At 70.3% G+C, this 26,489-nt stretch carries 23 protein-coding genes; 7 read left to right on the top strand and 16 right to left on the bottom strand.

The features are described 5' to 3' along the window. Window positions 1–27 precede the first annotated feature (27 nt). The 5 genes from ACFYXF_RS10755 to ACFYXF_RS10735 form a co-directional block, all read right to left on the bottom strand. Window positions 28–939, bottom strand: a complete 912-nt coding sequence (locus ACFYXF_RS10755) for an LLM class flavin-dependent oxidoreductase (RefSeq protein WP_389349194.1) — start codon at window positions 937–939, stop codon at window positions 28–30. 62 nt (window positions 940–1,001) lie between these two features. After that, a complete protein-coding gene (locus ACFYXF_RS10750) occupies window positions 1,002–1,448 on the bottom strand; it encodes a hypothetical protein (protein ID WP_389349193.1) in 447 nt (148 codons plus the stop codon). Between the two features lie 35 nt (window positions 1,449–1,483). Beyond that, window positions 1,484–2,032: an RNA 2'-phosphotransferase gene (locus tag ACFYXF_RS10745; protein WP_389349192.1), complete on the bottom strand. Its 549-nt coding sequence runs from the start codon at window positions 2,030–2,032 to the stop codon at window positions 1,484–1,486. A gap of 151 nt (window positions 2,033–2,183) precedes the next feature. Further along, window positions 2,184–3,938, bottom strand: a complete 1,755-nt coding sequence (locus tag ACFYXF_RS10740; RefSeq protein WP_389349191.1) for an SDR family oxidoreductase — start codon at window positions 3,936–3,938, stop codon at window positions 2,184–2,186. Window positions 3,939–3,984: 46 nt separating this feature from the next. Further along, entirely contained in the window at window positions 3,985–4,827 is an 843-nt protein-coding gene (locus tag ACFYXF_RS10735; RefSeq protein ID WP_389349190.1) for a M24 family metallopeptidase, read from the bottom strand. A gap of 276 nt (window positions 4,828–5,103) precedes the next feature. Here ACFYXF_RS10735 and ACFYXF_RS10730 point away from each other — a divergent pair, with 276 nt between their 5' ends. The 5 genes from ACFYXF_RS10730 to ACFYXF_RS10710 all read left to right on the top strand — a co-directional run bounded on the left by ACFYXF_RS10730 (window position 5,104) and on the right by ACFYXF_RS10710 (window position 8,942). Then, a complete protein-coding gene (locus tag ACFYXF_RS10730; protein WP_389349462.1) occupies window positions 5,104–6,090 on the top strand; it encodes an ABC transporter ATP-binding protein in 987 nt (328 codons plus the stop codon). Beyond that, on the top strand, window positions 6,080–6,985 hold the full coding sequence (locus tag ACFYXF_RS10725) for an ABC transporter permease (protein WP_389349189.1): 906 nt from the start codon (window positions 6,080–6,082) through the stop codon (window positions 6,983–6,985). The genes ACFYXF_RS10730 and ACFYXF_RS10725 overlap by 11 nt, the downstream gene beginning before the upstream one ends. Beyond that, a complete protein-coding gene (locus ACFYXF_RS10720; protein ID WP_235476881.1) occupies window positions 6,982–7,893 on the top strand; it encodes an ABC transporter ATP-binding protein in 912 nt (303 codons plus the stop codon). Before ACFYXF_RS10725 ends, ACFYXF_RS10720 begins: the two co-directional genes overlap by 4 nt. Window positions 7,894–7,904: 11 nt before the next feature. Next, the gene (locus ACFYXF_RS10715) at window positions 7,905–8,624 is read left to right on the top strand and encodes an ABC transporter permease subunit (RefSeq protein WP_389349188.1); all 720 of its coding nucleotides are present in this window, start codon (window positions 7,905–7,907) and stop codon (window positions 8,622–8,624) included. A 90-nt stretch (window positions 8,625–8,714) separates the two neighbouring features. After that, window positions 8,715–8,942 carry a hypothetical protein gene (locus ACFYXF_RS10710; protein ID WP_235476883.1) on the top strand — a complete coding sequence of 76 codons (228 nt, stop codon included), beginning with the start codon at window positions 8,715–8,717 and terminating at the stop codon, window positions 8,940–8,942. Between the two features lie 288 nt (window positions 8,943–9,230). On the opposite strand, the gene ACFYXF_RS10705 is transcribed toward ACFYXF_RS10710, so the two are convergent. From ACFYXF_RS10705 to ACFYXF_RS10665, 9 genes are all read right to left on the bottom strand, one after another. Then, entirely contained in the window at window positions 9,231–10,043 is an 813-nt protein-coding gene (locus ACFYXF_RS10705) for an HAD family hydrolase (protein WP_389349187.1), read from the bottom strand. Next, entirely contained in the window at window positions 10,040–11,317 is a 1,278-nt protein-coding gene (serS, locus tag ACFYXF_RS10700) for a serine--tRNA ligase (RefSeq protein ID WP_389349186.1), read from the bottom strand. The genes ACFYXF_RS10705 and serS overlap by 4 nt, the downstream gene beginning before the upstream one ends. A 537-nt stretch (window positions 11,318–11,854) precedes the next feature. Further along, on the bottom strand, window positions 11,855–12,787 hold the full coding sequence (gene pheA / locus ACFYXF_RS10695; RefSeq protein ID WP_389349185.1) for a prephenate dehydratase: 933 nt from the start codon (window positions 12,785–12,787) through the stop codon (window positions 11,855–11,857). A 51-nt stretch (window positions 12,788–12,838) separates the two neighbouring features. After that, window positions 12,839–14,146, bottom strand: a complete 1,308-nt coding sequence (efeB, locus tag ACFYXF_RS10690) for an iron uptake transporter deferrochelatase/peroxidase subunit (protein WP_389349184.1) — start codon at window positions 14,144–14,146, stop codon at window positions 12,839–12,841. Between the two features lie 8 nt (window positions 14,147–14,154). Continuing rightward, window positions 14,155–16,131, bottom strand: a complete 1,977-nt coding sequence (locus ACFYXF_RS10685; protein WP_389349183.1) for a copper resistance CopC/CopD family protein — start codon at window positions 16,129–16,131, stop codon at window positions 14,155–14,157. A 19-nt stretch (window positions 16,132–16,150) separates the two neighbouring features. Further along, window positions 16,151–16,618, bottom strand: a complete 468-nt coding sequence (locus ACFYXF_RS10680) for a copper chaperone PCu(A)C (RefSeq protein WP_389349182.1) — start codon at window positions 16,616–16,618, stop codon at window positions 16,151–16,153. Beyond that, window positions 16,615–17,268: an SCO family protein gene (locus tag ACFYXF_RS10675; protein WP_389349181.1), complete on the bottom strand. Its 654-nt coding sequence runs from the start codon at window positions 17,266–17,268 to the stop codon at window positions 16,615–16,617. Before ACFYXF_RS10675 ends, ACFYXF_RS10680 begins: the two co-directional genes overlap by 4 nt. Before the next feature lie 89 nt (window positions 17,269–17,357). Further along, window positions 17,358–18,101 carry a YcnI family protein gene (locus ACFYXF_RS10670; RefSeq protein WP_389349180.1) on the bottom strand — a complete coding sequence of 248 codons (744 nt, stop codon included), beginning with the start codon at window positions 18,099–18,101 and terminating at the stop codon, window positions 17,358–17,360. Window positions 18,102–18,297: 196 nt separating this feature from the next. Beyond that, window positions 18,298–19,140 (bottom strand): hypothetical protein, encoded by an 843-nt coding sequence (locus ACFYXF_RS10665; RefSeq protein WP_389349179.1) that lies wholly within the window; start codon window positions 19,138–19,140, stop codon window positions 18,298–18,300. A gap of 251 nt (window positions 19,141–19,391) precedes the next feature. Between ACFYXF_RS10665 and ACFYXF_RS10660 the strand changes: the two genes are divergently transcribed. Further along, window positions 19,392–19,886, top strand: coding sequence for an ATP-binding protein (locus ACFYXF_RS10660; RefSeq protein ID WP_389349178.1), 495 nt, complete (start codon window positions 19,392–19,394; stop codon window positions 19,884–19,886). 94 nt (window positions 19,887–19,980) lie between these two features. Next, on the top strand, window positions 19,981–20,853 hold the full coding sequence (locus ACFYXF_RS10655; RefSeq protein WP_389349461.1) for an alpha/beta fold hydrolase: 873 nt from the start codon (window positions 19,981–19,983) through the stop codon (window positions 20,851–20,853). A gap of 80 nt (window positions 20,854–20,933) precedes the next feature. Here the strand turns inward: ACFYXF_RS10655 and fxsT are convergent, their stop codons facing one another. Continuing rightward, window positions 20,934–24,899: an FxSxx-COOH system tetratricopeptide repeat protein gene (fxsT, locus tag ACFYXF_RS10650; RefSeq protein ID WP_389349177.1), complete on the bottom strand. Its 3,966-nt coding sequence runs from the start codon at window positions 24,897–24,899 to the stop codon at window positions 20,934–20,936. A 68-nt stretch (window positions 24,900–24,967) separates the two neighbouring features. After that, the gene (locus tag ACFYXF_RS10645) at window positions 24,968–26,215 is read right to left on the bottom strand and encodes a TIR-like protein FxsC (protein WP_389349176.1); all 1,248 of its coding nucleotides are present in this window, start codon (window positions 26,213–26,215) and stop codon (window positions 24,968–24,970) included. Between the last annotated feature and the right edge of the window lie 274 nt (window positions 26,216–26,489).

Raw genomic sequence — 26,489 nt, 5'->3', positions numbered from 1 at the left:
TGAGTGGCCGCACGGACCGGCGCCGGGTCAGCCCAGCTGTGCCAACGCCTCCGTGGCGATGCGCTCGAAGACCTGCTCGTCGGCCGCGAAGTCGGAGTCGGGGATGGGCCAGTGGATCACGATCTCGGTGAAGCCCAGCTCCTGGTGCCGGCCCGCGAAGTCGACGAACGCGTCCACGGACTCCAGCGGGCGCCCCCGGTCCGGGGTGAACCCGGTCAGCAGGATCCTGTCGAGCCCGCTCACGTCCCGGCCGATCGCGGCACAGGCGTCGGCCAGCCTCTCGGCCTGTCCGCGCAGCGCCTGGAGCGACTGCTCGGGCGTGCCGTTCTCGAACAGCCGAGGGTCACCGGTGGTCACCCACGCCTGCCCGTGCCGCGCGGCGAGGTCCAGCCCGCGCGGCCCGGTGGCGGCCACCGCGAAGGGCAGCCGGGGGCGCTGCACACAGCCCGGAATGTTGCGCACCTCGTGCGCCGAGTAGTAGTCGCCCTGGTACGAGACGCCGTCCTTGCCGTCCTCGGTCAGCAGCTTGTCGAGCAGCGCGACGAACTCACCGAACCGGTCGGCACGCTCCCGGGGTGTCCACGGGTCCTGGCCCAGCGCGGTGGCGTCGAAGCCGGTGCCGCCCGCGCCGATACCGAGGGTGATCCGGCCGTTCGACACGTCGTCGAGGGAGATCAGGTCCTTGGCCAGCGTCACCGGGTGCCGGAAGTTCGGCGAGGTCACCAGGGTGCCCAGCCGCACCCGGTCGGTGACAGCGGCGGCGGCCGTGAGCGTGGGCACGGCACCGAACCAGGGGCCGTCCCGGAAGGTGCGCCAGGAGAGGTGGTCGTACGTGAACGCGGTGTGGAAGCCGAGCTGCTCCGCGCGCTGCCAGGCCGAACGGCCACCTTCGTGCCAGCGGCGGTACGGCAGGATCACGGTGCTCAGACGCAGACTCATGGATCAGAGCCTAGGCGCCGTTCATGTTTCACGTGAAACAGTCGCGGAGCGCCCCCGGGCGGTCACCGGACGCGAGCGCTGAGCCACGGGCTGAGGCCGAGCAGCGGGATGTACTCCTTGTACGTGCGGTCGCCGGGCAGCGGTACCACCAGGTGGTGCGCGGGCAGGAAGCGGCGGGCCGTGACGAACGCCAGGCCGTCGTAGACCGAGCGGAGGAAGGCGGGGACGTCGTCGCGCGGGATGTCGGGGCACTCGACGCCCTCGACCGTGATCAGCGCGTCGTCGTCGGGGAAGAGGCGGACGGTCACCCGGGGGACTCCGCCGAGCTCGGCGAAGGCCTCGTGCGGGAGCGAGCCGTCCGGGTCCGTGGTGACGCCGATGCCCGCGGCCGTGCGGCGGGAGGTCTGGTCGGCGCCGATGTCGTGGCTGACCTCGATCTCACGGGCGTACTCGGCGGCGAGGGCGCGCAGGGCGGTGACGGCGGCTTCGGTGGTGGGCAGGTGGTCCATGCCCTCGATCATGCCGGTGCTCGTGCCGTACGGGGTCAGTGTGGGCCGGGAAAGCGCAGATAGCGCGGCGGTACGGCCTCCGTGAGCCATACGCCGTTCGCGCTGACGTGGAAGGCGTGGCCGTCGCGGTGCATGGCGGCCGAGTCCACCGAGAGCACGACGGGCCGGCCTCGGCGGGCGCCGACCCGGGTCGCGGTCTCGCGGTCGGGTGAGAGGTGCACGGCGTGCCGGTTCATGGGCCGCAGGCCCTCGGCGCGGATCGCGTCCAGGAAGCGGTCCACCGTGCCGTGGTAGAGGTACGGCGGCGGGGTCGCCGGGGGCAGCCCGAGGTCCACCTCGACGCTGTGGCCCTGGCTGGCGCGGATCCGGGTGCCGTCGACCGCGAAGCGCTTCTTGTCGTTGGCGGCGACCACATGGTCCAGTTCCTCGCGCGTGAACCGGAAGTTGTGGGCGGCGCACGCGGCGATCAGCTCGTCGATCTCGACCCAGCCGGCCTCGTCGAGCGTGAGCCCGATCCGCTCCGGCTGGTGCCGCAGATGCTTCGACAGGTACTTCGACACCTTCACGGTGCGTCTTTCATCCATCTCGTTCTTGGTCGTCCTGTTTTCGTTCACCCCGCAAGGGTGCCGGGTGAGACCGTGATCACGCATTTGATTTTGGACCGGAGGTTTGATCCACAGCCAAGTGCAGTTATCCACAGGGGAATTGGAGAAACTGTGGATAACGGGTGGACCGTCACAGTGGCGGGTCCACCCGCGCCAGTGCCCTCAACGCCCCCGGCAGGAAACGGGACATGAGGTGCGCGCCCCGGGCTTCCGGTGTCACCGGTGCGACCGCCTCGTTGCGGACCACCGCTCGCAGGATCGCCGAAGCGACCTTCTCCGGCGGGTAGTTGCGCAGCCCGTACAGCCGAGCTGTCCGCTTCTGCTTACGGGACTGCTCCTCGGCGTCGACTCCCGTGAAGCGCGCGGTCGTCGTGATGTTCGTGTTGACGAAGCCGGGGCAGATCGCCGAGACGCCGATGCTCTGTCCCGCCAGCTCCGCGCGCAGACACTCGCTGAGCATCAGCACCGCGGCCTTCGACGTGCTGTACGCGGGCAGCGCCTTGGAGGGCAGATACGCGGCGGCCGACGCGATGTTCACGATGTGACCGCCCTGCCCGCGCTCGGCCATCTGCTTCCCGAAGAGCCGGCAACCGTGGATCACGCCCCACAGGTTGACGTCCAGGACCTTCTTCCAGTCCTCCGGGGTCGTGTCGAAGAAGGACCCGGAGAGCCCGATCCCCGCGTTGTTCACCAGCACGTCCACGACGCCGTACTCGGTGGCGACCTTCTCGGCGAGCTTCTCCATCGCCTGCTCGTCCGTGACGTCGACGACCTCCGCCCAGGCCTCCGGGGCGCCGATCAGACGGGCCAACTCGGCCGTGCGGGCGGCACCTTCGGCGTTCCGGTCGACGGCCACCACGCGGGCGCCCGCCTCGGCGAACCCGAACGCCGTGGCCCGTCCGATGCCGCTGCCCGCCCCGGTGACCAGGACCAGCTGTCCGCCGAAACGCTGCGCGTGCTTGCCCGTCGCCGTCGCCGGGAGCCGTCCGCCCTCGTTGGCGGTCACGAACTCCCCGATCCAGGCGGCGACCTGGTCGGGCCGGGTGCGCGGTATCCAGTGCTTGGCGTCGAGTGTGCGGCGCACCAGCCGGGGCGCCCACCGCTCCAGTCCGTCGTACAGCCGCTCGGAGAGGAACGCGTCCCCCAGGGGCGTGATGAGCTGTACGGGCGCGTGTGCGTACGCGTCCTCGCGCGGTCTGCTCAGCCGGGACCGTACGTTGTCCCGGTACAGCCAGGCGCCGTTGGCCGCGTCCGAGGGCAGGGAGGCCATGGGGTAGCCCTCGCCGGAGACCTTCTCGACGCGGGCCAGCATCTTCGGCCAGCGCTTGCCGAGGGGACCGCGCCAGGCGAGTTCGGGCAGCACGGGCGTGTGCAGCGCGTACACGTACCAGGACTTGCCGCCCTGGCCCAGGAGTTGGGCGACCGCGCGCGGGGTGGGCCGCTTCAGGCGGCCCTTCGTCCAGTGGCCCAGGTGGTCAAGGGACGGCCCGGACATCGACGTGAAGGACGCGATCCGGCCCTCCGCGCGCGCGACGGTGACGAACTCCCAGGACTGCACCGAGCCCCAGTCGTGCCCCACCAGATGCACCGGCCGGTCCGGACTCACCGCGTCCGCGACCGCCAGGAAGTCGTCGGTCAGCTTCTCCAGGGTGAAGCCGCCGCGCAGCGGACGCGGCGCCGTCGATGCGCCGTGGCCCCGCACGTCGTACAGCACGACATGGAAGCGGTCGGCGAGACGCGCGGCGACCTCGGACCACACCTCCTTGGTGTCCGGATAGCCGTGCACGAGGATCACCGTGGGATCGGCGGGGTCGCCCGACTCGGCGACGCACAGCTCGATCCCGCCCGTCCGCACCCGGCGCTCACGCGCCCCGTCGAGAGTCACTCGTCCTCCGTCCGGCGCTCACGCGCGTCCTCAGGGGTCACGACCGTCACTTCGCCTCCGCCCAGCGCCGCACATGCGGCAGATCGTCATCCAGCCAGAACGCGCTCTCCAGCGGGTCCGCGGAGTCCGTGACGACCAGGATCTCCTCGAACTTGGCGCCCGTGCCCCGGAATCCGAGATGCGGCTCGACCGCCCACAGACCCGGCCGCGGCGGGTGGTCGGAGAAGCGGTACGGCGACCACAGGGGCGACCAGCCCTCGCGGTGGCCGCGCAGCGCGTCCCCGGCGAGCCCCTTCAGGGACTGCGTGCCGAACCCGAACAGCCTGGGTGACCAGGGCCGTTCCCGTACCCGGTCGACCTTGTGCGCGATCACCCCGAAGGGATACGCGCGATGCCGGTTGGCGTAGCCCTGGCGGACCATGAGGCGGTCCACGTCCTCGTAGATCTCGCGCAGCGGGCGCCGCTCGCGCACCTCGCGCAGGATCAGCTCGCGGTGGGCTTCGAGGTCGGCCATCAGCCGGTCCTGCACCGGGTTGACGCCGAGCGAGCCCGAGTAGCCGATGTCCGCCGCGAAACCCCCGTGGACAGGGGCCATGTCCAGGATGAACGGCATCCCGGGCTCCAGCCGGCGGCCGGTCGGGAAGAACTGGAGCGGGATGCGGAAGTTCACGAACGCCGTGCGGTCCCCGAACCAGGCGAAGGGCAGATGGAACCAGTCCCGCACACCCCGCTCGCGCAGCCACTCCCGCTGCATCCGGGCCGCCTCGCGCTCGGTGATCCCCGGCTCCAGGCGCGCCGCGACGGCCTCCGCGCACTCGTACGCCAGCCGCTGCACCCGCCTGAACCCGGCCAGTTCCGCGGCGAGTTCACCCGCCTCCGCCGTCGCCATCGTCGCCGCCCACAGTCCCCATCGACGCGCTACGCACCCGTAACTTGACCTTGCGAATCTGGCACTTGTTAGAGCCCGCGTCAACAGTCGAACGCCTGTCTGTGGACAACCGGGTCCGATCTTCCGACGACCTACCCGGCGATGTGGAAACTCAGGGGCCGGTTGTTCGACCTCAGGGGGACCCCTACGGGCCCGTACGACTGAAGGTGGATGCCGAGACAGCTCTACGGGTTGACGACCGGTGTGGTGTGCGCCACTACCGTCGAGGACGTGACTGTGATCGCGACCGAAAGCCTGAGCAAGCGGTTCCCCCGGGTGACCGCGCTCGACCGGCTCTCCATGGACATCGGACCCGGTGTGACCGGACTCGTCGGCGCCAATGGCGCCGGCAAGTCCACCCTGATCAAGATCCTGCTGGGTCTGTCTCCCGCCACGGAGGGCCGGGCCACCGTGCTCGGCCTCGACGTCGCCACCGAGGGCGGCGCCATCCGTGAGCGCGTCGGCTACATGCCCGAGCACGACTGCCTGCCGCCCGACGTCTCGGCCACCGAGTTCGTCGTCCATATGGCACGCATGTCCGGGCTCCCGCCGGCCGCCGCACGGGAGCGCACCGCGGACACCCTGCGCCATGTCGGCCTCTACGAGGAGCGCTACCGCCCCATCGGCGGCTACTCGACCGGCATGAAGCAGCGCGTGAAGCTCGCCCAGGCCCTCGTCCACGACCCGCAACTGGTCTTCCTGGACGAGCCGACCAACGGCCTCGACCCGGTCGGCCGCGACGAGATGCTCGGTCTGATCCGCCGGATCCACACCGACTTCGGCATCTCCGTCCTGGTCACCTCGCACCTGCTCGGCGAGCTGGAGCGGACCTGCGACCACGTGGTGGTCGTCGACGGCGGCAAGCTCCTGCGGTCCAGCTCCACCACGGACTTCACGCAGAACACGGCCGTCCTCGCCATCGAGGTGACCGACACCGACGACCACCCGGACGGCACCCACGCGGTGCGCGAGGCGCTCCACGCGCGCGGGGTGGACACCCACGACGGCAGCGGCCTGCCCGGCGCCGGACACATCCTGCTGCTCACCGCCCAGGGCGAGGAGACCTACGACCTCGTCCGGGACATCGTCGCCGACCTCGGCCTCGGCCTGGTGCGCATGGAACAGCGCAGGCACCACATCTCCGAGGTCTTCACCGACAGCGACGAACAAAGCGGCGACGTACCGCAGAACCTGGGCAAGGAGGCGGTCCGCCATGGCGGTTGAGCAGACCCCGGCACAGGCGGGCGCCCAGTCCCGCATCCACAACATCGGCTACCGCTCGTACGACGGCCAGCGCCTGGGCCGCGCCTACGCCCGCCGCTCCCTCTACTCGCAGTCCCTGCGCGGCGCCTACGGCCTCGGCCGCTCGGTCAAGTCCAAGGTGCTGCCCATGGTGCTCTTCGCCGTGATGTGCGCCCCGGCGGCCATCATGGTGGCGGTCACGGTCGCCACCACGGCCAAGGAACTGCCCGTCGAGTACACGAACTACGCGATCGTCATGCAGGCGGTCATCGGCCTGTACGTCGCATCCCAGGCACCCCAGGCCGTCTCCCGGGACCTGCGTTTCAAGACCGTCCCGCTGTACTTCTCGCGCCCGATCGAGACCGCGGACTACGTCCGCGCGAAGTTCGCGGCGCTGGCCTCGGCCCTGTTCCTCATCACCGCGGTGCCACTGGTCGTGCTCTACGTGGGCGCCCTGCTGGCCAAGCTCGACTTCACCGACCAGACCAAGGGATTCCTCCAGGGGCTCGTCTCCGTGGCACTGCTCTCGCTGCTCTTCGCCGGTATCGGCCTCGTCATCTCGGCCGTCACCCCGCGCCGCGGCTTCGGCATCGCGGCCGTCATCGCCGTACTGACCATCTCCTACGGGGCGGTCTCCACGCTCCAGGCCATCGCCGACGCGCAGGGCAGCAGCGGTGCCGTCCCCTGGATCGGCCTCTTCTCGCCCATCACGCTCGTCGACGGGGTGCAGACGGCCTTCCTGGGCGCGACGTCCGCCTACCCCGGAGGGGTAGGCCCCAGCACCGGCGAAGGTGTGATCTTCCTCCTCGCCGTCCTGGGCCTGATCGCCGGCTGCTACGGCCTTCTGATGCGCCGCTACCGAAAGGTCGGACTGTGACCACGCTCAACATCGACCACGTCTCGCGCTGGTTCGGCAACGTGGTGGCGGTCAACGACATCACCATGACGATCGGCCCCGGCGTCACCGGCCTGCTCGGCCCCAACGGCGCCGGAAAGTCCACCCTCATCAACATGATGGGCGGCTTCCTGGCCCCCTCCACCGGCACCGTCACCCTCGACGGACAGCCCGTGTGGCGCAACGAGCAGATCTACAAGCACATCGGCATCGTCCCCGAGCGCGAGGCGATGTACGACTTCCTCACCGGCCGCGAGTTCGTCGTCGCCAACGCCGAACTGCACGGCCTCGGCGCCAAGGCGGCCCAAAGGGCGCTCGCCACGGTCGAGATGGAGTACGCGCAGGACCGCAAGATCTCCACGTACTCCAAGGGCATGCGCCAGCGCGTCAAGATGGCCAGCGCGCTCGTCCACGACCCCTCGCTGCTCCTCCTCGACGAGCCCTTCAACGGCATGGACCCGCGCCAGCGCATGCAGCTCATGGACCTGCTGCGCCGCATGGGCGCCGAGGGCCGCACGGTCCTGTTCTCCTCGCACATCCTCGAAGAGGTCGAACAACTGGCCGCCCACATCGAGGTCGTCGTCGCCGGACGGCACGCGGCCAGCGGCGACTTCCGCCGCATCCGCCGCCTCATGACCGACCGCCCGCACCGCTACCTCGTACGCTCCAGCGACGACCGGGCCCTCGCCGCCGCGCTGATCGCCGACCCGTCGACCTCCGGCATCGAGGTGGACCTCGCTGAGGGCGCCCTGCGCATCCAGGCCGTCGACTTCGGCCGTTTCACCGCCCTGCTGCCCCGCGTTGCCCGGGACCACGGCATCCGGCTGCTCACGGTCTCGCCGTCCGACGAGTCCCTCGAATCCGTGTTCTCGTATCTCGTCGCCGCGTAGGAGGCCGACTCATGTACGACCCCACAGTCGCCCGGCTCACCTACCGGGCCCTGCTCGGCCGCCGCCGGGCCCTCATCCTCGGCGCGCTGCCCCTGCTGCTGATCGTCATCGCCGTCGCCGTACGCGGTCTCGTCGGCGCCGACGACCAGACCGCGGCGGACGTCCTGGGCGGGCTCGCGCTCGCCACGATGGTGCCGATCATCGGCGTCATCGCGGGCACCGGCGCGATCGGCCCGGAGATCGACGACGGCTCCGTCATCTACCTGCTCGCCAAGCCGCTGAAGCGGCCCACGATCATCTACACCAAGCTGATCGTCGCCATCGGCGTCACCATGGCGTTCTCGGCGGTGCCCACCTTCATCGCCGGCCTGATCCTCAACGGCAACGGCCAGCAGGTCGCCGTCGCCTACACGGTCGCGGCGCTCGTCGCCTCCATCGCCTACGCGGCGCTCTTCCTGCTGCTCGGCACGGTCTCCCGGCACGCGGTGGTCTTCGGCCTCGTCTACGCCCTCGTCTGGGAGGCCCTGTTCGGCTCCCTGGTGCCCGGGGCGCGCACGCTGAGCGTCCAGCAGTGGGCGCTGGCCGTCGGCCACAAGGTCACCGACGGCGACCTGGTCACCTCGGACGTCGGCCTGACCACGGCGACGATCCTGCTGATCGTGGTCACCGTCCTCGCCACCTGGTTCGCCGGCCAGAAGCTGCGCACCCTCACGCCGACCGGCGACGAATAGGACGGCCCCGGGCGCGCGTCGGTCTTGACAGAGACTTCACGCGTGTCCGGGCACACTGGACAAACGGGAAGCAGGGCGAGGAGGACGGGGATGGCAGGGAAGACAGCACGGGGTGGGTCCGGAGACGACTGGGACGCGCTGGTTCTCGACGAGGACTTCATACGCTCCGCCGACACCGCCGAACCGTCCGCCCGCGCCCGGATGCTGGCGGCACGGTGGCGGAAAGAGGCGCCCGAGCCGCAGCCCTGGCGGTCGGACGAGCCCCCGGCCGGCTGGTTCTTCAGCAAGTCCCGTCGCCGCAGGTGGCGCCGCAAGTAGGACACCAGTTTTATTCGGTGGCGCCCGACTCGGCGTAAAGGCACAGTAGTTGTGTCCAGTACGCCGGATGTGTCCGGTGTTCTGGGGCCGGGTACTGGGAGCGGGAGCCGACCGACGCCGATGCACGGCGTCCGTACGGCTTCCTTCAGGGCAGCCCGCGACGGGCTCCGGAGCGTCACTGACTCCGTCGAGTCCGCTCAGCAGGGGGACTGCCCAGGGCGGCCACTTCGAGCGCGCGAGTCACTTCGCGCGGGCCGCCCTCCCAGCCCCCCGGCCGGCCGGCGAGGCTTACGCCAGCAACCGCTCCAGCACCACCGCGATGCCGTCCTCGTCGTTCGACGCCGTCACCTCGTCCGCCACCGCCAGCAGTTCGGCGTGGGCACCCGCCATTGCCACCCCGTGGGCCGCCCAGGCGAACATCGGGATGTCGTTGGGCATGTCACCGAAGGCGATCGTGTCCGCGGACCTCAGACCGAGCCGACGGGCCGCCAGGGACAGCCCCTTCGCCTTGGACAGGCCCAGGGGGAGCAGTTCGACTATGTCCTCGCCCGCCATGGTGACCGTGACGAAACCGCCCGCCGTCCGGGTCGCGACCTCGGTCAGCTGGTCGGCGGACAGGGTCGGATGCTGGATGTAGATCTTGCTCAGCGGTTCTGCCCACAGCTCCGACGGGTCCGTGAGCGGGACGAAGGGCAGCGCGCCCACGCCCGAGTAGCCCGCCCCGACCAGCACGTCGCCGTCGAGGCCCGCCCGGCTCGCCGCCAGGAACAGCGGCCCGGTCTCCGCCTCGATCTTCGCCAGCGCGAGCGAGGCCAGCTGCCGGTCCAGCGTGATCGACGTCAGCAGGCGGTGCGCCCCGGCGTCGTACACCTGTGAACCCTGGCCGCAGACCGCGAGTCCCTCGTAACCGAGTTCGTCGAGGATGTGCCGCGTCCAGCGCACCCCGCGCCCGGTGACGACGATGTGCGCGGCACCCCGCGCGGTAGCCGCGGCGAGTGCCTCACGGGTGCGCGCCGAGACCGATTCGTCGGAGCGCAGGAGCGTTCCGTCGAGGTCGGTCGCGACGAGCGGGTAGGGGAACGAGCCTGCGGCGGAGGTCACTTGGCGACCGGCTCCAGCAGCTCCCGGCCACCCAGATACGGGCGCAGCACCTCGGGCACACGCACCGAGCCGTCGGCCAGCTGGTGGTTCTCCAGGATCGCCACGATCGTGCGCGGTACGGCGCACAGCGTGCCGTTGAGCGTCGCGAGCGGCTGGACCTTCTTGCCGTCACGCATGCGCACGGACAGCCGCCGGGCCTGGAAGCCGTCGCAGTTGGAGGCCGAGGTCAGCTCGCGGTACTTGCCCTGGGTCGGGATCCACGCCTCGCAGTCGAACTTGCGCGAGGCGGAGGCGCCCAGGTCGCCCGAGGCCACGTCGATGACCTGGAAGGGCAGTTCGAGGGCGGTCAGCCACTGCTTCTCCCAGTCCAGGAGACGCCGGTGCTCGTTCTCCGCGTCCGCCGGGTCGACGTACGAGAACATCTCGACCTTGTCGAACTGGTGCACGCGGAAGATGCCTCGCGTGTCCTTGCCGTAGGTGCCGGCCTCGCGACGGAAGCACGGCGAGAAGCCGGCGTAGCGCAGCGGGAGCTTGTCGGCGTCGAGGATCTCGTCCATGTGGTACGCGGCGAGGGGGACCTCGGAGGTGCCGACCAGGTAGTAGTCGTCCTTCTCCAGGTGGTACACGTTCTCCGCGGCCTGGCCGAGGAAGCCGGTGCCCTCCATCGCGCGCGGGCGGACCAGCGCCGGGGTCAGCATCGGGATGAAGCCGGCCTCGGTGGCCTGCGCGATCGCCGCGTTGACCAGGGCCAGCTCCAGGAGCGCGCCGACGCCGGTGAGGTAGTAGAAGCGCGAGCCGGACACCTTGGCGCCGCGCTCGACGTCGATGGCGCCAAGCGCCTCGCCCAGCTCCAGGTGGTCCTTGGGCTCGAAGCCCTCGGCGCCGAAGTCGCGGATCGTGCCGTGCGTCTCCAGGACGACGAAGTCCTCCTCGCCGCCGACCGGGACGTCCGGGTGGACCAGGTTGCCGAGCTGGACGAGGAGCTGCTTGGTCTCCTCGTCGGCCTCGTGCTGCTCGGCGTCGGCCGCCTTGACGCCGGCGGCGAGCTGCCCGGCCTTCGCCAGCAGCTCGGCCTTCTCGTCGCCGGAGGCCTTGGGGATCAGCTTGCCGAGCGCCTTCTGCTCGGAACGCAGCTCGTCGAAGCGGACGCCGGACGCCCTGCGCCGCTCGTCGGCGGACAGGAGAGCGTCGACGAGCGCGACGTCCTCTCCACGGGCGCGCTGCGAAGCGCGCACACGGTCGGGGTCCTCACGAAGCAGGCGAAGGTCAATCACCCTCCAAGGCTACCGGTGCGCGGTTGGCGCTCACGACTCGGTATTTCCATACACCCCTTGTGTTGCCATTTGACCGAAATGTCGATCACGTCAAGAGGAATGGGGAGTGACCCCGGAAGGGTTTGCCGAGGTCTCGCCGGTTGACTCGAATCCCTTGTGGAGAACGGGACTTGGGGCGGGGTGGGGCGTGGTAATCCACACCCCCGAAAAGTTATCCACAGGCTGTGCGAAAGATCTGTGGATGACGGAAGTGATCGTTTCCGAAGGTGTCCGCCAGATGACCAATTCCCGAAGCAAACCACCCTCACGCCCACTTTCGGGTGGAAATGCGTAACCCCGGGGAGTTACGCCAGGGAAACGAGTGGACGAAGGGTGGCATGCCGGGCTGTGGACGAGTCGACGGCCTGTAGGCCGATTTGTCGACAGACTGGCACTCCGTTGTCGACTTGTCCCCAGGTCGAGAAGCTGGCCTGTGGATAACTTCTGTGGATAACGGAAATCGGCTGGTAGGACTGGCCCGAGGAACGGCAGGGCCGGTTAGAAGCGGCCGTCCTGGCAGCGGGCCACCCAGTCGGCGGCCGTCACGAACTCCTCGTCGGACGTCCCCGGCAGCGGCGCGCGGACGTCCTCGACCCCGATGTCCGCACGCGGGTACGAACCCAGGTACCGCACCTTGAGACAGATCCGCCTGAGTCCCATGAGCGCCTCGGCGACCTTCCGGTCGGAAATGTGCCCCTCGGCGTCAATCGCGAAGCAGTAGTTGCCGATGCCCTGCCCGGTCGGCCGGGACTGGAGCAGCATCAGGTTGACGCCCCGTACGGCGAACTCGTCCAGCAGATCGCGCAGTCCACCGGGGTGGTCGTCGCGCTGCCAGATGACGACGGACGTCTTGTCGGCGCCGGTCGGGGCGGCGGGCCGGGCGGGCCTGCCGACCAGGACGAACCGGGTCTGCGCGTTCTCCGCGTCGTGGATGCCGGTCTCCAGGGCCTCCAGGCCGTACCGGGCGGCGGCGAACTCGCCCGCGAAGGCGGCGTCGTACCGGCCCTCCTGCACCAGCCGGGCGCCGTCCGCGTTCGAGGCGGACGACTCCCAGACGACGTCCGGGAGGTTGATCTTCATCCAGTTGCGGATCTGGGACTGCGCCGCGGGGTGGGCAGTGACGGTCTTGATCTCCGACAGCTTGGTGCCCGGCCTGACCAGCAGCGCGAAGGTGATCGACAGCAGCACTTCGCGGTAGATCATCAGCGGGGAGCCCGCGACCAGCTCGTCGAGCGTGGTGGTGATACCGCCCTCGACGGAGTTCTCGATCGGTACGAACGCGGCCTCGACCTCTCCGCTGCGCACCGCGTCGAGCGTGGCCGGCACGGACACCATCGGGATCAGCTCTCGGGTGGCCGCCTCCGGAAGCGTGCGCAGGGCAACCTCGGTGAAGGTGCCCTCGGGGCCGAGATACGCGTAGCTGGCTGGCATGCCCTCACCCTAATGGCCCTTGCAGAAACCGACGCACGCTTCCCTTCCCTGTCACCCCTCCAGCAGCCGCTGCCCCACGTACTCCCCCTCGCCCGCCCCGCCCGGCACCGCGAACAGCGCGCTCGACTCGTGCCGGATGTACTTGGAGAGCGCGTCGCCCCGGTCGAGCTTGCGCTGGACCGTGACAAAGCCGCGCAGCGGGTCGGCCTGCCAGCAGACGAAGAGGAGCCCCGCGTCGGGCGTACCGTCCGCGCCGATCCCGTCATGGAAGGAGAACGGGCGCCGCAGCATGGCCGCGCCCCCGTTCTCGTCGGGCCGGGTGATCCGGGCGTGGGCGTTGATGGGGACGACGAGATTGCCCTGGGCGTCGACCTTCTCCAGGTCCATCGCGGTCGTCTCGGTACCGCCGCTGAGCGGCGCCCCGTTCGACTTCTTCCGCCCGACGACGTCCTCCTGCTGCTTGAGCGACAGCTGCTCCCAGTCGTCGAGCAGCATGCGGATCCGGCGTACGACGGCATAGGAGCCGTTGGCCATCCAGGCGGGTTCGCCGGTGGCGGGGACGAAGATGCGCTTGTCGAAGTCGGCCTCGGACGGCTTGGGGTTGCGGGTGCCGTCCATCTGGCCCATCAGGTTGCGTGCGGTCATGGGCTGCGCGGTGGCTCCCGGCGACCGGTTGAAGCCGTTCATCTGCCAGCGGACGCGGGCCGCGCTGCCCGCGTCCTTCTGGATCGCGCGCAGGGCGTGGAAGGCGACCAGGGCGTCGTTGGCGCCGATCTGCACCCACAGATCGCCGTTGCTGCGGGCCTTGTCGAGGTGGTCGGAGGAGAACTCGGGCAGTGGGTCCAGCGCGACCGGGCGCTGCTTCTCCAGGCCGGTGCGGGCGAAGAAGCCGTAGCCGAAGCCGAAGGTGACCGTCAGGGACGAGGGGCCGGCGTCGCGGGCGACGTCCGTGTCGTCGTGCGCGGCGGCCTCGCCCGCCATGAGCCGCCGGGCGGTGTCGGACCAGCGGCGCAGCAGTGCGGCGGCCTCGGTGCGACCCGCGCCCGCCGCCAGGTCGAAGGCGACGAGGTGGCCGCGCGCCTGGAGGCTCTCGGTGATGCCCGGCTGATGTTTCACGTGAAACTTTGCCATGTCCGTGCCCACCGAAGTGAGCGGGAGGGACTGGCCGGAGGAGTCGGATCCGGAGTCGGCGGAGGAGCCGACGGCATAGCCGGTGGCCCCGCCCGCCGCCCCGAGTACGAGCCCGGTGGCCCCGGCGGTACCGAGCAGCCGTCGGCGCGAGATGCCGGGCTCCCCGTTCTCGTCGGTGCTTCCGGGAACGCTTTCCTGGTCGTTTTCCTTGGTGGACTGGTCAGACATGGTGCGGTTCAGCCGATCTGCGCGTTCTTGGTGACGGTCACTTGGTCGATGTCGGAGGTCCGCACCGTCACGGCGATCTTCCAGGTGCCGGCCATGGGGATCTGGACCTCGTTCGCCGTCCAGTGGCCGGTGGCGACGCGGTCCGGGTTCACGGGCAGCGGTCCGATGTTCTGGGCGGTGAGGGTGAAGGCGACCTTCACCTCGGGCACGTCGAACGCCCGGCCGTTGGGCCGCTCCACGTACACGTGCATGACGTTGCCGCCGACACGGGCGGGGTTGATGTCGAGCCGGACGAGGCCCTTGCCGTCCTGGCCGCCGGTGTCGAAGGTCATGTCGAGGGTCAGCGCGCCGGTCCCGACCGAGGAGTCCGACGACGAGGACGACGAGGACGCTGCCGCGGCGGCGGACTTGGCCTCCTCCTCCGTACGGCCCGGTTCGGTTGACGTCAGCACGGTGGTGACGGCGAGCAGGACGACGGCGATACCCGCCTCGGCGAGCACCGAGCGGCGCAGCCCCGTGCGCAGGGGGTCGGCGTCGCGCAGCCGCTTCACGCGCGCGGTGTCGACGGCCGCCTGCTGCCGGGCGAGTTGTGCGGCGCGCTTGGCGTCCCCGCCCTTGACGGCTCCGGCGGCGACGGGTTCCTTCTCGGCGTCGGCGGTCTCGTCCTCCGTACGCTCCGTCACGTCGGCGTCGGCGGTCTCCGGCAGCTGGGTGGTCCAGCGGCGCGAGATGTAGGCGAGGCCGACGAGGACGATCACCAGGCCGATCTTGACGAGCAGCAGTTGGCCGTACGAGGTGCCGGTGAACGCCGACCAGGAGCCGACCTGGCGCCAGGACTGGTAGATGCCGGTCGCGACCAGCGCGACCACGCTGCCGAAGGCGAGGCGGGAGAAGCGGCGTACGGCCGAGCCCTCGATCGGGGCGTCGGCGGGTGCCCGGAACAGGGCGACCAGCAGGGCGGAGAGCCCGCCGAGCCAGAGGGCGACGGCCACCAGGTGGACCACGTCGACCGGCATCGCGATGCCCGCCTGGAGCCCGGTCGAGGCGTGTTCGGCGAGCGCCCAGGTGGCGGCGAGGCCGATCGCCACGACACCGCCGCCGATGGCGAGCCCGAAGGTGAGATCCCGCTTCGCCGTGGCGTCGTACGCCGCGTCCTGGTCGTCCTCCGCGTCCTCGTCGGAGTCCTCCTCCTCGGGCCGGGCGTACGCCCCGAAGAGGACCGCGATGAAGAGCGCGCCGGCCGCGAGCAGCAGCAGCCGGGAGACGAGCGCGGCGCCCGTCTTGGTCTGGAGGACGTCTCCGAGCAGGCCCAGGTCGAAGATGTCGCCGACCTTGCCGGAGCCGGTGTACGAGCCGCGCATCAGCAGCAGCGCGAGCGTGGCCGCGGTCATCGCGAGCCACCCGGCGGCGACGAGCCGCTGGAGCGCCCGTACGCCGGCCCCGCGCTGCCAGCAGGCGAGGACGAAGGCGGCGCCGCCGACCATGACGATGAAGCCCGCGTACGAGACGTACCGGCCGAAGCCGTAGAGGGCGCCGACGACTCCGCCGCCCGCAGCCTCGTCGGAGACCTTGACGGAGGTGACGGAGGGGGCGCCGATGGAGAAGGTGTAGGCGCCGGCGACGGGGTGGCTGTCCGCCGAGACGACCTGGTAGGCGACGGTGAACGTGCCGTCGGGCAGCCCGGAGTGGAGCGGGACGCCGTACGTCGTGCCGCTGATCTCGGCCGCCTTGCCGGTGTCGACGCGCTTGCCCTTGGGGTCGAGCACGCGGATCGAGCCGTCGGACAGCGCGACCTTCTCGGAGAAGGTCAGCGTCACCTGGTCCGGGGCCTTGTCGACCACGATTCCCTGGGAAGGGGAGCTGCCGGTCAGCGCCGCGTGTGCGGAGGCCGGCGCCGCGCCGGCCAGCCCGGCGAGCAGCGCGGCGGCGACCGCGAGGAGCAGCAGCACCAGGGGCCGTACGCGGGGGGCGATGGTCTGTGTCACGGTGATCCCTCCCTCGGTCTCAGTGTCCGGTCTTGGGGTTGTACGTCGCGGACTTCACCGGCATCTCGACGGTGATCGGCGAGGTTTTGGCAAAGTGCAGCTGGACGGCGACCTTCTCGCCCTCCAGCGGCTTGCGCTTGAGCTGTTCGAACATCAGATGGTCGCCGCCGCTCTGGAGGACGAGTTCGCCGTGGGCCGGGATGTCGAGGCTCTTGGCCTCCTCCATGGTCTGCCCGACGGTCTTGTGCACGGTGACCTCGCCGGCGACCTCGCTGGTGACGCGGGTGAGGACGTCACCGGCGGCGCCCTTGTTGGTGATGACGAGGAATCCGGCGGCCATGGTGTCCGAGACGGGCTGGGGCATGTAGGCGGAGCCGACGGAGAGTCCGGCGCCGCTGTCGTCGGAACCGGAGTCCGAACTCCCGCACGCGGTGAGGGCGAGCGCCCCCGCGAGCACCGCGGCCGTCACCAGGGGGAGGCGCCTCACGGGTTCTGCCCCTTGATGATCTTCGGGAGGTCCTTGGTGTAGTCGTCGACGGTGGCGTCCTCGCCGTAGAGGACATAGCCGCCGTCGGTCTTGGGGGAGAACGCGATGACCTGGGTGCCGTGCATCGAGATCGTCTTGCCGTTCTTGTCCTTCGACGTCGGCTCGATGGAGATGCCGAGGGTGCGGGCGCCGGCCTGGATGGTGGCGAAGTCGCCGGTCAGACCGACCACCTGGGGGTCGATGCCCTTGAGCCACTTGCCGAGCGCGGCCGGGGTGTCCCGCTTGGGGTCGGTGGTGACGAAGACGATGCGGAGCTTGTCCTGGTCGGCCTTGGACAGCTGCTTCTTGGCGACGGCGATGTTGCTCATCGTCAGCGGGCAGACGTCGGGGCAGTTCGTGTAGCCGAAGTAGATGAGGGTGGGCCGGCCCTTGGTCTCCGCGCGGAAGTCGTACGACTTGCCCTGGGTGTCGGTGAGGACGAGGTCGGGCTTCTCGAACGGCTGGTCGAGGATCGTGGCCGCCTTGTCGGAGCCGGCCTCGACGGAGACATCGGCGACGGACTGGTTGGAATCGTCGCCGCTGCCGCAGGCGGAGAGGGTCAGGGTGGCCGCGACGAGCAGGGCGGAGGCGGCGAACAGCTTCTTGCGCATAGGAGAGTTCCCGAAGGTGGTGTCGGTGGGCCACCGGGGGCGTGCGGGACAACCGCACGCCCCCGGCGCGCACCGGAGGTGAGCGAGGGTCAGACGGTGGTGCGGCGACGGCCGGCCAGCACGCCGAACGCCACGCCCGCGACACCGACGACGATGCCCACGACGGCCATCACGCGCGCGGTGGTGTCGCTGCTGTCGGCGGGCTCGGCGGCGGTGGTCGTGGTCTTCGCGGCGGGCTCCGCGGAGGCCGCCGCCTCGGTCTCCTCCGTGGACGAGGAGCCGCCGTGGTGGTCCTCGGTGGCGGCGGACAGGGCGAGCACCGGAGCGGGGTTGTCGGGCTCCTCGGCGCCGTCCTCCTGGACCTCGATCCAGCGGACGACCTCCTTGTTGGAGTACGTCTGGAGCGCCTTGAAGACGAGTTCGTCGGTGTCCTCGGGCAGCTGGCCGACGGAGAGCGGGAACTTCTGGAAGAAGCCGGGCTCGATGCCCTTGCCCGAGGCGGTCCAGGTGACCTTGGAGACGGCCTCGGAGATCTTCTCGCCGTGCAGCTCGACGGGGGTGGCCAGCTTGGACTTGGTGACCTTGGCGGTCCAGCCGGGGATGGGCTCCGGCATCACCGAGGCGAGCGGGTGGTCGGTCGGGAAGCTGACCTCCAGCTTGGTGGTCGAGGCGTTGTCGCGCTCGTTCGGCACCTTGAAGTTGACGGTCGCGTAGCCGCCCTTTGCGGCGGTGCCCTCGGCGGACACGCTGACGTGCGCGAAGGCGGGGCCGGAGAGGACGAGGACGGTGGCGCCGGCGAGGGCACCGGCGGCGGCGATACGGGAAACCTTCATGACGGAAGGCGCTCCACTTCGGTGAGGTCCGAGGGCCCGGAGGGATCCGGACGTTCGGAGAGGGTTCGCGGAGGAAGAGGGACGCGCGTGCGGAACGGTGCACACGCGCGCGTGCCGCACGACGGCGGCCTCCTCGAACCCCCGGGCCCTCGGATCCGAAGACCCTGGGGACCCGACGGGGAGCGGTCGCGTCGTGTCAGGCGGCGAGCACGAGAGCGGCGGCCGGCGGCCCGCGCCGGATCACCGTGTGCTGGAGCGCGGCGGCGGGCGGCCTCAGGGGTACGAGGGTGCACGCGCGCGGGACCCGCGGTGCCGCACCGGGCGTACCCGGAAGGCCCGCACGGAGTGCGCGCGCCAGCGCGAGCGCCCCGCGCAGGGAACGTACGAGCGCCCCCTCGGCCACACCGTGCGCCGACAGCCGCATCAGCCGCAGCAGCGCCAGATCCCCGCGCCGCAGCACCCAGCCGGTGGCAAGGGCCGCGAACAGATGCCCGAGCAGCATGGGCAGCGACGGCAGTACGGAGGTGAGGGACCCGGCGGAGGGGGCGAGGGAGCCTGCGGAGTGGCTCATGGACCCCATGTCCGCACCGGCACCCATCTCGGTACCGCCCGTGCTGATTCGCGCGTCGGAGAGGATCCGCTGGGCCTGGGCCGGGCTGATCGCCGCGAGCGGCGCACCGCACAGCAGTCGGGCGGCCCGGGCGACCAGGTCGGTGTCCGTAGCGGCGGCCGTCGAAGCCGAAGTCGCCGCCGACGTGGCGGTGTGCTGCCCGAGCCCGAACAGGGTGTGCAGGACCGTCTGCCCGACGGCCAGCAGGGCGACGATGCCCGGCAGCGAGCGGGTCCGTCCGGCGAGCGGTGCCGCGCACGCCAGGATCCCGAGGAAACCGGCGCCCAGGGTCCACAGCGGAACGGAGGCGCAGGAGGCGAGAGTGTGTCCGGCACCGGCCAGCACGACACAGACCGCGGCGAACACCGCGGCCCTCAGCATCCGGAGTGCGCTTCCGGAGGGCGCTGTGCGCCGGCGGCGGGCAGTCATGGCGGGCTCATCATCGCACTGGCCCCACGGCGCCCATACGGCAGGTCCACAAGGTGGTGTACGGCCGGGTTACACCCCGTACGGCCGGGTACAAGCGGAAGACAACTTCTGCTAATCAACGCCCCGCATACACCGATTGCAGCCCGCAGCGCATCCCCCGTATGGGCGGCATCACGTCAACTGCGTGCTTACACACCGGCACTCGCGGCAATACGTACAAGTATGTCGAGCCGCGGCCTGGAGGCTGGAGCATGAGCATCTGGTGGTCACTCCATCTGCGCCGCGAGGCTGCGAGCGTTCCGCTCGCCAGACGCCTGCTGCTGGGCACGATGGAGACGGCGGGCGTCGACCCGGACATCTCCTACGACCTGTCCCTCGCGCTCAGCGAGGCCTGTGCGAACGCCGTCGAGCACGCCGGGGACGGCGCGCACGGCGACTCCCGCGGGGCCTATCGCGTCACCGCGTACCTCGACGGCGAGAAGTGCCGCATCGAGGTCGCCGACTCGGGCCCCGGCTTCCCGGCGAGCCCGCTGAACACGGCGAGCACGGTGGCCCCGGAGACCCCGCGCCGCCCGGTACCCGTCGCGGCCGTCCCGTACGACGCGGAGCACGGCCGGGGCCTGTCGCTGATCGAGGAACTCGCCGACCACGTCACCATCGGCAACAAGCCGGGCCGGGGCGGCGCGGTGGTCAGCTTCGACAAGATGCTCAAGTGGCGGAAGGACGCGCCGCTGATGGCGGTGTGACGCCCTTTCCACCGACGTCATGACTCCGGAGACTCCGGTCTGCATACTGACCGGACGGGAAATCGGCGCGACGTCGGGCCACGGGGGGCTGACCATGGCGTGGACGGTACGAGCGAGGGACGGACGGCGGCTGTCGGTCGAGGAGCGGGGTGATCCGCAGGGCCGTCCGGTGTTCCTGCTGCATGGCACCCCCGGCAGCAGACTCGGACCCGCGCCGCGGCCTTCGGTCCTCTACCGTATGAGGGTCCGGCTGATCACGTTCGACCGGCCGGGATACGGAGGCTCGGACCGCAGTCCCGGCCGTTCGGTGAGCGCGGCGGCGGAGGACGTCCGCCTGATCGCCGACGCCTTTGGGATCGACAGGTTCGGGGTCGTGGGCCGCTCGGGCGGCGCACCGCACGCGCTCGCTTGTGCGGCGCTGCTTCCGGAGCGCACGGCACGGGCTGGCTCACTGGTTGGGCTCGCCCCTCCGGACGCCGCCGACCTCGACTGGTTCGACGGTATGACCGAGGCCAACGTTCACGCGTACGTCAACGCGGCCGCGGGCCGGCACCGGCTCACTGCCACGCTGGGGCGACGCACGCGGACGATCCGCGCTGATCCGGCGGCCTCCATCGCCGAGATGCGCAGCGGACTGCCCGAGTCCGATCGCCGGATCATCGCGGACGCCGGCATCCGGGCCATGCTGGAGCGCAACTTCGCGGAGGGGCTGCGCAGTTCCGCCGACGGCTGGGTGGACGACGTCATGGCGTTCAGCACGGGCTGGGGCTTCGAGCTGTCGGGCATCACCGCCCCGGTCTTCCTTTGGCACGGCGAGGAGGACATCTTCGCCCCGGTGGAACACACTCGCTGGCTCGGCCGCAAGATCCCCAGGGCCCGCGTCGAGGTCGAACGCCACGCCGCCCACTTCGGCGCGCTGCGCGTGATGACCCGCGTGATCGGATGGGCCTCCCGGCACGACGGGTGAGCACGATTGATGGGCTCGGCGTACGGGCTCGGCGGGAGCCCCCGGCCGATGAGCCCGCCGGACGAGACCCACCTGCCCGGTCACACCTGCTGCGGTTCCAGATCCCGGTCGCTCCGCAGCCACCCGACCGCCGCCGTGCTCAAGGGGTGTGTATCGCCCAGGCGGTGGACCAGTTCGGTCTCCGCCTCCTGGTGGAGCTGGGTGGCCTCCTTGTCGAGGCCCAGCTCGCGGAGGGTGACCGCGAGGTTGGCCATGCTGCTCAGGGTGTCGGGATGGGTGGGGCCAAGACGCCCCCGCAGGCCGGTCACGGTCAGCCGCTCCCAGTGCTCGGCCTCCTCCAGGCGACCGAGGTCGGCCAGGGCGTTGGCGAGGGTGGTTCCCGTGCTGAGGGTGGACGGGTGTGCGTCGCCGAGGGTCGTCGTGAGGCCGGCGCGGGCCTGTTCGGCCAGTTCCGCGGCCTTCTCCGGCTCGCCGAGGGCCCGGTGGTAGGTCGCCAGGTTGTTGAGGCAGAACATGGTGAACGGGTGCTCGGGACCGAAGGAGTTCCGGTAGCCCTCCTGCACCTCCGCGATCTGCTGTACCGCCCGCCGGGCCCCCTGCTCGGGGTCGGTGGCGAAGTAGTCGGCGGCGAGATTGAGCCCGCAGGCCAGTTCCTCGGGAATGGAGCGGCCGTACCGGTCGCGGTAGCGGGTGTGGGTCTCCCAGGTCTGCTCGCTCAGCCGCAGCGCCTCCTCGGTCCGGCCGGCCCTGCGCAGGGACACGGCGAGGCTCTTGTCGACCCGCAGCACCTCGGGAACGTACGGGTTGAGCACCTGCCCGAAGTTGTCCCTGACCTCGCGCAGGATCTCCACCGAGTCGTCGTACTCGCCCAGTTCCCTCAGGTCGCGGGCGTAGTGGCTGCGGGTCGTGAGGGTGTACGGGTGCAGAGGGCCGTCGAGTGCGGTACGGCGGCGCACGGTGTCCTCGTCGAGTTGCAGGGCCGCCTCGCTGTTGCCGGTGAGGCGGTGGTCGATGGCGAGGTTGTTGGCGGAGCGCAGGGTCCGGGAATCGTCCTCGCCGAGGATCTCGCGGAATCCGCTGTAGATCCGCCGGTCCAGTTGCAGTGCCTCGTTGAAGCGGCCGAGCGCCCGCAGGTCGGCGGCCACGCTGCCGGAGGTGATGAGCAGGGAGGGGTGGTCCTCGCCGAGGAGCCGGCGCTGTGCGGCCAGGGTGTTCTCGTCCATCTCGCGGGCGGCCTGGTACTCGCCCTGGGAGCGCAGGATGTTGGCCAGCTCGAAACGGAGGTTGAGGATCTGCTCGTCGTTGGAGTCCGGGAACTCGGTGCTCCAGAACTCGTTGAGCTGCGTGCCCAGGGTGCGGGCGACATGCAGTTCGCCGCGCTTCCACAGATAGCGCATCCGGTCCACCATCAGCTGCCGGGGCTCCTCCTCCGCGCACTCTCGGATGTTGGAGGGGACGAGATGCGGCCAGATCACCTCGAACTCGTCCCACTTGGCGGGGTCGTCCACCGCTCCCTCGGGCGGTCGTACGGCGGCAAGGATGCGGTGCACCTCGTGGACGGTGTCCTCGGCCACGGCCGGGTCCATGCTGTCGCGCACAGCGGACTGGACCAGCCGGTGCACCTGGATGGAGTTGTCCGTGGAGTCGACCTTGGCCAGCGCGAACTTGCGCAGCGCCTGGGTGACCTTGCCGAGCATGTACCGGGCGCGCAGGTCCTTGTCGTAGGGCAATAGGGCCTTGATCATGGGGTCGCTGCCGACGAGGGTCATGGAGATCGGTTCGGCGGACAGGAAGCTGCACAGTTCGAGCAGCCGGGCCGCCGCGGGCGATTCATGGCGCAGCCGGGTGATGGAGATGTTCCAGGTGGCGCCCACGGAGGACGGGTACTCCACGGCGTCGACGGCGGCCGGCACCGACAGCACCCGGGTGCTCTGTTCGCGCAGCTGCTCGATGTACTCGCCCACGGGCGTCGCGGTCGTCTCCAGCCAGCCCGCCGCGACCTCGATCGCCAGGGGCAGGTCGCCGACCGCGTCGGCGACCCGGGCCGCGTCTTCCTCGTTGAGCCCCGGAACCCGCCGGGTCAGGTGCTCGACGCTCTCCTCCCGGGTGAAGACGTCGACCTGGAGCGGCCGCACCTGGGTGGAGGTCGGCTTGGTGCGGGTGGTGACCAGGAGATGGCCGTAGACCTCGTCCGGGATCGGACCGGTCAGCTCGCTGAAACGATTGATCACCTGGTCCAGGTCCTCGACGTTGTCGAAGACCAGCAGCCAGCGCTTGTACGGGCGGGCGGCCCTGAGTGCCTGGAGCGCGGCTTCGACGGCCTCGGACACGTCGTCGCCGATGCTCGGGTCGAGCCGTCGGCCGAGGTCGGCGAGTTTGGGCGCGACCAGGTCGGGCTGTTCGGCGTCGACCCACCACACCAGGTCGTAGTCTGCCTTGAAGCGGTTGGCGTACTCGCGGGCCAGATGGGTCTTTCCCACGCCGCCGAGACCGTGCAGCACCTGGGGCAGCCGCTGTCCGGCGGCGACGGCCACGAACTGACTGCGCACCTGCTCCAGGATCGGCGAGCGGCCGGTGAAGAAGGGGTAGCGGGGCTGGACGTTGGACACGCTGGTGCTGGTGTTCGGGAAGCGTGCGCCGTGCGGGCGGACGACCGTCTGGGGTGATCCGGGGCGGCCCAGACCGGTGAGCAGCGCGGTCGTCGCCGTCTCCTCGTCCAGTCGGGCCAGATCGATGGTGCCGCCCCGGCTCGCGTGCGGGATCTGCTGCACGTCCCCGACCCGCAGGGCGACCGGCTGGTGCTTCTGCGAACCGCCGAAGTGCACCGTGGCGTCCCAGGCCGCCATGGCCGTACGGGAGCTGAGGAAGGTGGGGGAGACCACGGCGAGCACCCGGTGCGAGCCGCTGGAGACGGCCTCGCCGCCGATCTCCAGGGTTGTCATCGCCCGTACGTCCTGGGAGACCACCTCGAAGCGCGCCTCGCGCAGCACCGACTCCAGCCAGTCCACCCACATCCGGTCCTCGGAGACGTACTGCAGCAGCAGCTTCGACGGCGGCAGGGGGCGGCGGCGGGTGTAGGCCGAGACGTACTGGTTGCGCTTGACGTCGTTGAGGGGTGGCAGGGAGGACACCCGGCCCGCAGTGACGACGGAGGTCAGCCGTTCGCAGGCGGTCAGCATGGAGCTGGCGACCTTGGGCGGGTCGCCGAAGGGGGCGAGGATCTCCTCGTAGGCGTAGTAGGGGCGGTAGGGGATCTCCACTGCGCCCCAGTAGGCGTCGAGTTCCTCGGCGTCCAGGCCGCTGGGCAGGTCCTCGAAGCGCTCCCGGGCCAACGCCCGTCCCGCGTCGACCTTGTCCTTCTCGCCGTCGTCGATGCGCATGGCGACCGGGAGGATGCGGATCCCCTTGTCGCCGTAGCGCTCCTCGATGTCCTGGGCGACCGTGGCGGCGCCTTCGATGCTCTGGTCGCTGAGCGTGTAGCAGACCACCAGGGTGCTGGGCATCTGCACGGTGCAGATGTCGGCGAGGTCGCTGTGGCCGGTACGGCTGTCGATCAGTGTGTAGTCGTAGTACCGCTCCATGTCCGAGCGCATCGCGTCGAAGAACTGCCCGCCGCCGTAGCTGCTGTAGAAGCTGTCCCAGTCCATGTTGCCGACGATCGGATAGTCGCGGTGCTGTATGCCGGCCGACAGGAAGTCCAGGCTGCCCGGCTTCGGGAAGGTCCATTCCAGGGAGATGGCGTGGGGGCGCACGCGGGCGTAGCGGCGGTGCCAGTCCGGCTCGCGGTCGGGGAGGTCGCGCAGTGCCTCGCGGCGGTAGTCGTCGATCAGGTTGATCAGGCCGGGGGTGGCCCGCAGTAAGGAGGGCTTGAGGAACGGGTGGAAGAACCGGTGCAGGCCCGGGGCCTCGAGGTCCCAGTCGACTGCGAGCACGCGATACCCGTTGGCGGCCAGGATCCAGGCCACATTGGCGAGCGCCATGGTCCGGCCGGTCCCGCCCTTGTACGAGTAGAAGGTGATCACTGAACCCTTGCGGTTCTCGGTCATGGAGCCCTCCGCTGTGTCGGCCTTGCTCTTCCCTCGTGCCATGTCCGCCGGGTCTCTCGGCGGCGTGCTCAGACGGGATTCCCCAATCTGGGCAGCCACGGGGGATCGGTGGGCGGCCCCGGCGGCGGGTAGGTCTTCGCGTGGGCCTCGTAGTAGGTCACTGCCTGTCGTACGGCCTTGTGGAGTTCGGCCTGGAAGGCTTCCAGGGTGCGGATGCCACCGCTGTGCGACCGGTGGCCCGAGCCGGCGGTCTGCCGTGCGGCCAGGGCCCGGTCGGTGAGTTCCTGCAGCTGCCGCTCCCGGTCCGGGGGGATCGCGTCGTCCTTGTACTGGGGGATCATCACGCTGATCCAGGGCCGTTGTTGCTCGCCCAACTGAGCCAGGAGCTGGGCGACGCGCGGCGAGTACAGGGCCCACCGGTCGAGCAGCAGCAGGACTGGGGCGGTGGGCGAACCGGCGGAGAGGAGGCGGTCGGCGTCGTTCTCGAAGTCGCTGACGGTGACCCGGAAGTTCATGGCCCGCACGAGGTCGGCGGCGTGCTCCGCGATGGGGCGGGTCGACACGGGGTGGTACGAGTTCCACTCGGCCGGGGTGTCCCCGTAGTAGTCGGGCACCCGGCCGGCAGGCAGGTCCGACCGGCAGGGGGCGATCACCGTGACGTCGAACCCGGGAGGGTGCGCTGCGTCGCCGAAGGCGCTGGGCAGCGACTCGTACTGCCTGAAGATCTGTCCCTCCTCCAGGTCGATGGCCCTGCTCGCGCGCACGATCCGCTGGGCCAGTCGGTACACGGCGCGTTCGTACTGCTCGTTGAGATAGCTGAGCTTGGTCAGTCCGTAGAACCCCTCCGCCGCGTAGTCGTCCCCGAACTCCGCGTGGTGGAACTGCAGGTCCTTCGCCACCTGGGGCAGTTGGGCGAGTTCGACGGGGACCCATAACGCCGGGACGATGGCGCTCTCGTGCGACTTCCCGCGCAGGGCCCGGCGGTAGATCTCCCGTTGGGAGAACGCCCACCACTCACGGCCGCACTGTTCGCTGATGAAGTACCGGGGCGAGTACAGCGGCACGAACACCTGGCACCGGGCCAGATTCTCCGAGAGTTTGTCCGTCCACCGCGTTCCCAGCGCTATTTCCTGGTCCAGGAACCCGGCTTTCTCGCCCACCTGTAACGACGTCATCTCCAGGATGTGTTTGCACAGGTCGTCGTACAGTTTCTTCACCCACGGGTTGGGGCCTGCGACTTCGGGGGCGTTCGGCGGTGTGTGCGCGTAGCTGAGAAAGAAGTACGGCCGCCCGCTTCTGGGGTCTTCCGCGTCCACTCGCACGAATACCCCCCGATAGGCCGCCGATGACGGTCCAGTGTAGGAACGGCAGCCTCAACTGCGGAACAGTGCAGCGAAGTTGGTGCTCGGAAGGCGTGAACTGACGGGACGTCGGTCGCGGAGGACGAACGACATGACGATGAAGACGGCGGTCGGCAGACCGAACGCCGCGCCCGGGCCCACTGCCGGTGACCGGGGTGGGGTGCTGGAGAGGGCACGAGGACTCCAAGGCTCGCGCTGTGCGATGAGCGGAGCCACCGGTCGGGGTGTG

It is taken from the genome of Streptomyces sp. NPDC002680, from assembly GCF_042889145.1.
Classification (GTDB): Bacteria; Actinomycetota; Actinomycetes; order Streptomycetales; family Streptomycetaceae; genus Streptomyces; species Streptomyces adonidis.
This window is presented reverse-complemented; position numbering and strand designations above follow the sequence as displayed.

Excerpts from the sequence above, each read along its gene's own strand:
- ACFYXF_RS10755 (WP_389349194.1), bottom strand. The coding sequence starts at position 939 with ATGAGTCTGCGTCTGAGCACCGTGATCCTGCCGTACCGCCGCTGGCAC.
- ACFYXF_RS10750 (WP_389349193.1), bottom strand. The coding sequence starts at position 1,448 with ATGGACCACCTGCCCACCACCGAAGCCGCCGTCACCGCCCTGCGCGCC.
- ACFYXF_RS10745 (WP_389349192.1), bottom strand. The coding sequence starts at position 2,032 with ATGGATGAAAGACGCACCGTGAAGGTGTCGAAGTACCTGTCGAAGCAT.
- ACFYXF_RS10735 (WP_389349190.1), bottom strand. The coding sequence starts at position 4,827 with ATGGCGACGGCGGAGGCGGGTGAACTCGCCGCGGAACTGGCCGGGTTC.
- ACFYXF_RS10725 (WP_389349189.1), top strand. The coding sequence starts at position 6,080 with ATGGCGGTTGAGCAGACCCCGGCACAGGCGGGCGCCCAGTCCCGCATC.
- ACFYXF_RS10715 (WP_389349188.1), top strand. The coding sequence starts at position 7,905 with ATGTACGACCCCACAGTCGCCCGGCTCACCTACCGGGCCCTGCTCGGC.
- ACFYXF_RS10710 (WP_235476883.1), top strand. The coding sequence starts at position 8,715 with ATGGCAGGGAAGACAGCACGGGGTGGGTCCGGAGACGACTGGGACGCG.
- pheA (WP_389349185.1), bottom strand. The coding sequence starts at position 12,787 with ATGCCAGCCAGCTACGCGTATCTCGGCCCCGAGGGCACCTTCACCGAG.
- efeB (WP_389349184.1), bottom strand. The coding sequence starts at position 14,146 with ATGTCTGACCAGTCCACCAAGGAAAACGACCAGGAAAGCGTTCCCGGA.
- ACFYXF_RS10675 (WP_389349181.1), bottom strand. The coding sequence starts at position 17,268 with ATGCGCAAGAAGCTGTTCGCCGCCTCCGCCCTGCTCGTCGCGGCCACC.
- ACFYXF_RS10670 (WP_389349180.1), bottom strand. The coding sequence starts at position 18,101 with ATGAAGGTTTCCCGTATCGCCGCCGCCGGTGCCCTCGCCGGCGCCACC.
- ACFYXF_RS10665 (WP_389349179.1), bottom strand. The coding sequence starts at position 19,140 with ATGACTGCCCGCCGCCGGCGCACAGCGCCCTCCGGAAGCGCACTCCGG.
- ACFYXF_RS10660 (WP_389349178.1), top strand. The coding sequence starts at position 19,392 with ATGAGCATCTGGTGGTCACTCCATCTGCGCCGCGAGGCTGCGAGCGTT.
- ACFYXF_RS10655 (WP_389349461.1), top strand. The coding sequence starts at position 19,981 with ATGGCGTGGACGGTACGAGCGAGGGACGGACGGCGGCTGTCGGTCGAG.
- fxsT (WP_389349177.1), bottom strand. The coding sequence starts at position 24,899 with ATGACCGAGAACCGCAAGGGTTCAGTGATCACCTTCTACTCGTACAAG.